Below are 5,936 nucleotides of genomic sequence, written 5' to 3'. Positions count from 1 at the left end.
CTATATTCTCTGAATTGCCAAGTGACTTGATTATTAACTTGGATGAATCTAAATGTTATTTAGAAAATTTAAATGGAGAATTATGGTTTAGAGGGAAACAGAACTTAGAGTTTTTTAGAATTTTCCTGCAAAAAATAAAAGAAGATCGGTGTAAAAAAACAGGACGTTGTATATTTAAAGAAAAAGGAAATGTTAGATTGCAACTGTCAAAATTAAATTGTATTTCTGAGTTAAGTCAATATGCAGAAACTCCAAAATGTTTGCATGAATTTTTGTCTAAGTTAAATGTAGCAGCTTAAATATTAAGGAGTAAGCTGCTTAAGGTAATAGCCAAAAGGCACTCGGGGGCGAGTGCCTTTTTTTGTGGTTCTAATAATCAAGATAAGTAAGGCAATTTCATTAATATAATTGCTAATCACTTTACCCACACATCCACAACTCTAGCCACCACTGGTAGTAATTGAGTCAATATCACACTACCCACAAACCATAGAATGATTTTATTGGCGCTGGCGGCTAAAGCTTCTTTGGTGGAATAGTTGGATTTAATTACGGCGATATTGGTTTTGACTTCATGCAGATCATTTTTCATTTTATCGATCTCTTTTTCTAAGCTATTTAACTTTGAATCCATATTATTTCCCCCATGAGATGCTCTTGGATGATGCTGTTTAAATGAATTATCGCTGTAAGAAACAAATAACATTAAAGGGACTTGTTTTTCTCGGAATTGATTCGCCATTACGTTTCTCCTCAATCCTTTTACTGAACGTGCTCATCCATTAATTGCGTTTTGAACAAACGAACGGGCATAAAAATCGGTGTATGGGGTAGGAGGGTATTTTGATGAGGAAATAGAGTCAAAAAATAGCGTGAAGATAGTGCTGAAGTTACTCCTAAAAACGTTGAGTTGCTAGCTAAAGCCCTGTGGTTCAGGGCTCTTTATCTGTGTAGTCAGAGTCAATCAATCAGTTGTTAAATGCAGGGATTAATGAATATCTTCGTGACTACGGTACACCAAAGAAAGCTCTGGATGATGCCATAAGCTAGCAGGGGTGACGGTCGTGCGCTCCCAAGGAATGGAACCAATAAACCACAGCTTCCAGAATTTTAATTTAGCATTCGGATTTTTTGTTAATAATTCTTGGAAAGTTTCGATTTCACCAATGCGAATAGATAAGGCAGATTGGTAAATATCGAATACAAATTTTGAGCAAAACTGGCGTGATGAATCATATTTAAACCCAGTATGGTAAAACTTATTTAATCGTGGAAAAACTTGTGTCACTAATGCCTGTTTTTGTGCCTCGGTTAAATGTGTGGATAAGCGGCGCACACTGTAACGATGCTCAGATGAGCGGGCAATAAAACGGGATAATGTGGTGGTGGTCGATAAAGGAATGCGGCTTTCTGCGACTAAATAGTCTTCTCCATCATGACCAACGATCATGCCCACATGGTTACTCCAACACTTTGATGCAGAAGCGATTTGGCGAAAAACTTCAGTGCCGATACTGGTGAAAACAATGTCACCGATTTCCAGTTCATATGGGTAGCTTATTTTTGTCATAGACACCTCAATAGAGTGAAAAGTTACATTGAGGTCATCTTATAAGCCGTCCAATACTAGCGGCAATCGGAATTGCGGCGAATATCATTTCTGTTTAACCTGGGTATATTTTCAACAATGCCTCACTTAATAACTGAATGTTCTGGATGATCTCTTGTTCAGTGTGGGCGGCATATCCAAATAGAATGGCATCATTATTTTGGCTGTTAATACAATAACGAGATAATGGCTGTGCACCAAAACCAAGGTTACGACACTGTTCTAGGATAATCTCTAAGTTATAGCCTTTTCTTACCCAACAGACGGTATGGATTCCTGAATCATTCATTTGGGCATCAAAAATATGCGGGAGATATTGATTGATGGATTGGCAAAAAGCAGTTTGGCGTTCATAACAAATTTTGCGGATCTTACGAATATGTCTCGCGTAATGACCTTCTTGAATAAACTGCGCTAAAGCGGCTTGTTCTAAATAACTACAATGACTGTCACTGTAATATTTCATCATCGTAAAAGTTTCACTCAGACTTTCTGGCACAATTAAAAATCCAAGGCGAAAACCGGGATACATCATTTTAGAAAATGTACCGGCATATATAACACGTTGATGATTATCAAGCCCTTGTAAGGCTTGAATCGGTTTGGATAGAAAACGAAATTCGCTGTTGTAATCGTCCTCAAATATCCAAGCATTGTTCTGTTGCGCCCAATCTAATAGTGCAAGACGGCGGGGTAGACTTAAAGTTGTTCCAAGTGGAAATTGATGTGATGGTGTAGTGTAAATCAGTTTGGCATCACCATGATATGCAGCCGCGTATTCAATATTCATCCCTTCATTATCGGAAGGGATCGGTGAAATATTGGCGCCAGCGGCGGTTAAAATTGCACGAGCACTATCATAACCAGGGTCATCGAGCCAAACAGTATCGCTTTGTTTTAATAAGACTTTAGCTACTAAATTTATTGCCTGCTGGGTTCCGTTGACGATAATAATTTGCTTGTCATTGCAATGAACACCTCGGGTTGAACGCACATAATCAGCTAATAATTTTTTGAGTGGTATATAGCCATCAGGATGATTATAGTGCGTGATATCATGCTTGGATTTTCGCCAAACTCTTCCTAATAACCGCCCCCAAAGGTCATGGGGAAACTGATCAACACAACCAACGCCAATATTAAATATTGAGCGCTTATTGGTATTGGGGCGAGACTGTGCCCAAAGTGGCTGAAGGTTATTCAATATGGGGTTCAGATAAAGTGCAGGATTCTCTCGTTGGAAAGCGGCTTGATTGGTGGTTATTGTACGAACTAACTCGTCAGGAATTTGTGCAGAAACATACGTTCCAGAGCCTTGCTTTGAATATAAATAACCTTCATCGATTAGGCGTTCAAATCCAGCAATGACTGAGTTGCGCGAAATTGACATCATCTCAGCCAACGCCCGAGTCGAAGGTAATTTTAGGCCAGCAGCAATTCGTCCATCCAATATTGCATTACGGATCGTATGGTAAACCCCTTCATTAATTCGACCCTGTTCAATTAATAACAGTGGGAACTGAGCTTGCTGCTTTCTTCTCATAAGTGGATCCTAAATAAATAACAAAAGTGTATCTTATACAGTACCAGATAGCTCTGTACTATAACCTCATTCAGTTATATGTCTACAAATGGAAGGGTTATTATGAATAATGCAGAACTACTGGTATCTATTGAGTTTGTTTCTCCTGAGCACTACCCAGAATGGTTAGTTTATTGGTTGGAGTATCAAAAATTTTATCAAGTGGATTTAAGTGAAGAAATTACATTAAAAGCATGGGCGCGTTTCTTCGATGAAAAAGAGCCAATGCATTGTGCTGTTGCGTTGGAAGGGAACAAAGTGGTTGGTTTTGTGAACTATCTTTACCACCGTTCCACTTGGGCAGAAAATGATTTTTGTTATTTAGAAGATCTTTATGTGACCCCTGAAGTTCGTGGTCGCCATGTAGGGAAGCAATTAATTGAGTTTGTTCAGCAACAAGCGCAGCAGAAACAGTGTGGACGTTTATATTGGCATACCCAGGAAACCAATTTACGTGGACAAAAGTTATACAATTGGGTCGCAGAAAAACCGGGCGTTATTGAATATAGAATGCCACTATAAATGAGTATTTAATAAAATGAAGACCCGCTGTTTGATAACAGCGGGATATTTGTGCTAAAAATCTTAATTGGCTAATTGTGTCCGTACTTCCATTAATGCAAAGCCCAATAAATTTAAGCCTTTCCATGTAAGCGGATTTTCAATATTCTCCGCATCTTCCGCTAAACCAATTCCCCATATTTTATCGACAGGGCTCGCTTCCACAAGGACGCGCTCATTGGTTGCCAATAAGAACTGCTTTAGTGCATCATTTTGAGAAAACTTGGCCAAATTAGCTTTTACAACAATATCAAATCTGTTTGCATCCCAAATATCTTGTTTAAAGCCTCGAACTTCTCGTCCAAAGGCTTTTGCTGCTCCAGGATTCGGAGCATGGATAATTTTTTGCAGAATTTCACTATCGCCAAATAAACGTGCTTTTTCTGCCATCATAAAATGTTCAGCACTGGCGAAACGGTTACCATCAACGATAAAAGGGGCAGGGTACCATTGGCTAAAACAGCTTTTTGTGACTTGCTGTTGCTTGGTTTGATGCCCCCAGAAAAAGACATACTTAAATTTCTTACCAGTTCGGTAGAGCTTACAAAGGTTTTTTATATCCATAGGAATAACTTGAAAAAATAATAATTAGATTTAATGAGAGTAACGATAAATAAATGTGTTGGCTATCAGAATAACCTGCACTGTATTTTTGAATAAAGTTCACACTCTGGAAGGGTATCTAGCAACATCGCTTTTTTTAACTAACATCCCATTAATTTTAACGATATAGTCACATTTATCAATTCATAATGGTTTGAAAAAAAAGAATTTCTTAATCATGGAAAAGATCTTACTCGTGTTGTGGCCGTTGTTTGCTCTCATCGCAATGGGTTTTGTTTTACGTAGAACGGCACTATTTTCTGCCGATTTTTGGCCTAGTGCAGAAAAACTCAATTACTTTATTTTATTCCCTGCATTATTAATAAACAGTTTGGCGAATGCACCGCTCAATAACCCCAAATTACCCTATCTTGCCGGCGCCATTTTTTTCATCCTTGCTGTAAGTTCACTGCTTGTCGTGATAAATAAATATTTATTTAGAATACCAATTCCACGATTTGGAGCTCACATTCAAGGAATTATTCGTTTTAATACTTATTTAGGGTTGGCGATTGTTGCGGATCTTTTTGGATCGGAAGGGATTGCGATTTCAGCGGTGATTATGGCGATTTTAGTTCCCAGCTGTAATGTTATTGCAGTACTGTCGTTAAGTGCAGGAAAAAAAGTTTCATTAAAGCAGCTAGTCATGCCTATTGTGAAAAACCCATTGATTATTTCTTGTGTTGTCGGAATATTATTAAATTTATTACCGATAGGTTTACCATTTGGGTCTGATCAATTTTTAAAATTATTGGCTGCAGCCAGTTTACCTTTGGGGCTAATTTGTATTGGTGGGGCATTACAAACAGCAACGCTCAGAAAAGAGTTTAAACCTATTATGGTTTCAACATTATTTCGCTTGCTTGCTATGCCTATTCTAGCCTCATTTACGGCTTATTTATTTGAATTACCTACATTAGAAAGTGTGCTTTTAGTTATCTTTTTCTCCATACCTACCGCACCAACATCCTATATTTTAACTAAGCAGCTTAATGGAGATAGCCAATTAATAGCAGGGATTATTACTTTCCAAACTATTCTTGCCGTTATTACATTACCGCTAGTTTTAACATTAATTATCCAATAAGATTATTTTTATATAAAAAAGCAGCATCATAATAATTACGTTGCTGCTTTTTACGATTATGTGCAGTTAGATATGCAATTATTTAACCAGCTTGCAATCACGACCTTTGTCGTCAGAAATACGGTTATTAACAGCATCATCTTCAGAAATAGTGGCTAAGTTTAAGCCTGCTTTGCTGCTCCATAGTTGGAAGTTTTCACCAACATAGCGAGCGCCACTCCCGGCTTCTTTGCTTTTCAGTAAAATCAGTTCATCGCTGTAAAGCATCACTGCTGTATCTTGATTAGGAAAAGAAACTTTAATTTTTTGTCCATCACAGTTATAGGTTTGTGTTTTAGCTGCGAATGCAGATGAATATGCAGCCAAAATTGATAATGCAGCGATAGAAGAAACTAAAAGAGTTTTTTTCATTGGATTTCCTTAATACCTTTTAAGTATTTATACCAGCGTTCATAAACATTGAAACCATAAGCTACAGCGACATAGTATTACTT

At 37.7% G+C, this 5,936-nt stretch carries 8 protein-coding genes; 3 read left to right on the top strand and 5 right to left on the bottom strand.

The annotated features are described in order from the left end of the window. The coding region (locus JK188_RS16060; protein ID WP_211888670.1) for a hypothetical protein at positions 1-299 on the top strand (299 nt) is incomplete at its 5' end. A 116-nt stretch (positions 300-415) separates the two neighbouring features. On the opposite strand, the gene JK188_RS16055 is transcribed toward JK188_RS16060, so the two are convergent. From JK188_RS16055 to pdxR, 3 genes are all read right to left on the bottom strand, one after another. Next, positions 416-742, bottom strand: coding sequence for a hypothetical protein (locus JK188_RS16055; RefSeq protein ID WP_036948116.1), 327 nt, complete (start codon positions 740-742; stop codon positions 416-418). A 246-nt stretch (positions 743-988) separates the two neighbouring features. Continuing rightward, positions 989-1,570 (bottom strand): YebB family permuted papain-like enzyme, encoded by a 582-nt coding sequence (locus tag JK188_RS16050; protein WP_132495908.1) that lies wholly within the window; start codon positions 1,568-1,570, stop codon positions 989-991. 94 nt (positions 1,571-1,664) lie between these two features. Further along, the gene (gene pdxR / locus JK188_RS16045) at positions 1,665-3,152 is read right to left on the bottom strand and encodes a MocR-like pyridoxine biosynthesis transcription factor PdxR (RefSeq protein WP_211885534.1); all 1,488 of its coding nucleotides are present in this window, start codon (positions 3,150-3,152) and stop codon (positions 1,665-1,667) included. Between the two features lie 102 nt (positions 3,153-3,254). Between pdxR and JK188_RS16040 the strand changes: the two genes are divergently transcribed. Further along, positions 3,255-3,713, top strand: coding sequence for a GNAT family N-acetyltransferase (locus JK188_RS16040; protein ID WP_211885536.1), 459 nt, complete (start codon positions 3,255-3,257; stop codon positions 3,711-3,713). 63 nt (positions 3,714-3,776) lie between these two features. Here JK188_RS16040 and JK188_RS16035 read toward each other — a convergent pair whose 3' ends face one another. After that, complete coding sequence (locus tag JK188_RS16035; RefSeq protein ID WP_211885538.1) at positions 3,777-4,316, bottom strand: NADAR family protein; 540 nt, start codon at positions 4,314-4,316, stop codon at positions 3,777-3,779. Between the two features lie 217 nt (positions 4,317-4,533). On the opposite strand from JK188_RS16035, the gene JK188_RS16030 reads away from it, so the two are divergent. Beyond that, positions 4,534-5,442 carry an AEC family transporter gene (locus tag JK188_RS16030; RefSeq protein WP_211885539.1) on the top strand — a complete coding sequence of 303 codons (909 nt, stop codon included), beginning with the start codon at positions 4,534-4,536 and terminating at the stop codon, positions 5,440-5,442. A gap of 78 nt (positions 5,443-5,520) precedes the next feature. Here JK188_RS16030 and JK188_RS16025 read toward each other — a convergent pair whose 3' ends face one another. Then, entirely contained in the window at positions 5,521-5,853 is a 333-nt protein-coding gene (locus tag JK188_RS16025) for an MliC family protein (protein WP_211885540.1), read from the bottom strand. Positions 5,854-5,936: the final 83 nt, after the last annotated feature.

It is taken from the genome of Providencia sp. JGM181 (genome assembly GCF_018257375.1).
GTDB lineage: Bacteria > Pseudomonadota > Gammaproteobacteria > Enterobacterales > Enterobacteriaceae > Providencia > Providencia lanzhouensis.
This window is presented reverse-complemented; position numbering and strand designations above follow the sequence as displayed.

Excerpts from the sequence above, each read along its gene's own strand:
- JK188_RS16055 (WP_036948116.1), bottom strand. The coding sequence starts at position 742 with ATGGCGAATCAATTCCGAGAAAAACAAGTCCCTTTAATGTTATTTGTT.
- JK188_RS16050 (WP_132495908.1), bottom strand. The coding sequence starts at position 1,570 with ATGACAAAAATAAGCTACCCATATGAACTGGAAATCGGTGACATTGTT.
- pdxR (WP_211885534.1), bottom strand. The coding sequence starts at position 3,152 with ATGAGAAGAAAGCAGCAAGCTCAGTTCCCACTGTTATTAATTGAACAG.
- JK188_RS16040 (WP_211885536.1), top strand. The coding sequence starts at position 3,255 with ATGAATAATGCAGAACTACTGGTATCTATTGAGTTTGTTTCTCCTGAG.
- JK188_RS16035 (WP_211885538.1), bottom strand. The coding sequence starts at position 4,316 with ATGGATATAAAAAACCTTTGTAAGCTCTACCGAACTGGTAAGAAATTT.
- JK188_RS16030 (WP_211885539.1), top strand. The coding sequence starts at position 4,534 with ATGGAAAAGATCTTACTCGTGTTGTGGCCGTTGTTTGCTCTCATCGCA.
- JK188_RS16025 (WP_211885540.1), bottom strand. The coding sequence starts at position 5,853 with ATGAAAAAAACTCTTTTAGTTTCTTCTATCGCTGCATTATCAATTTTG.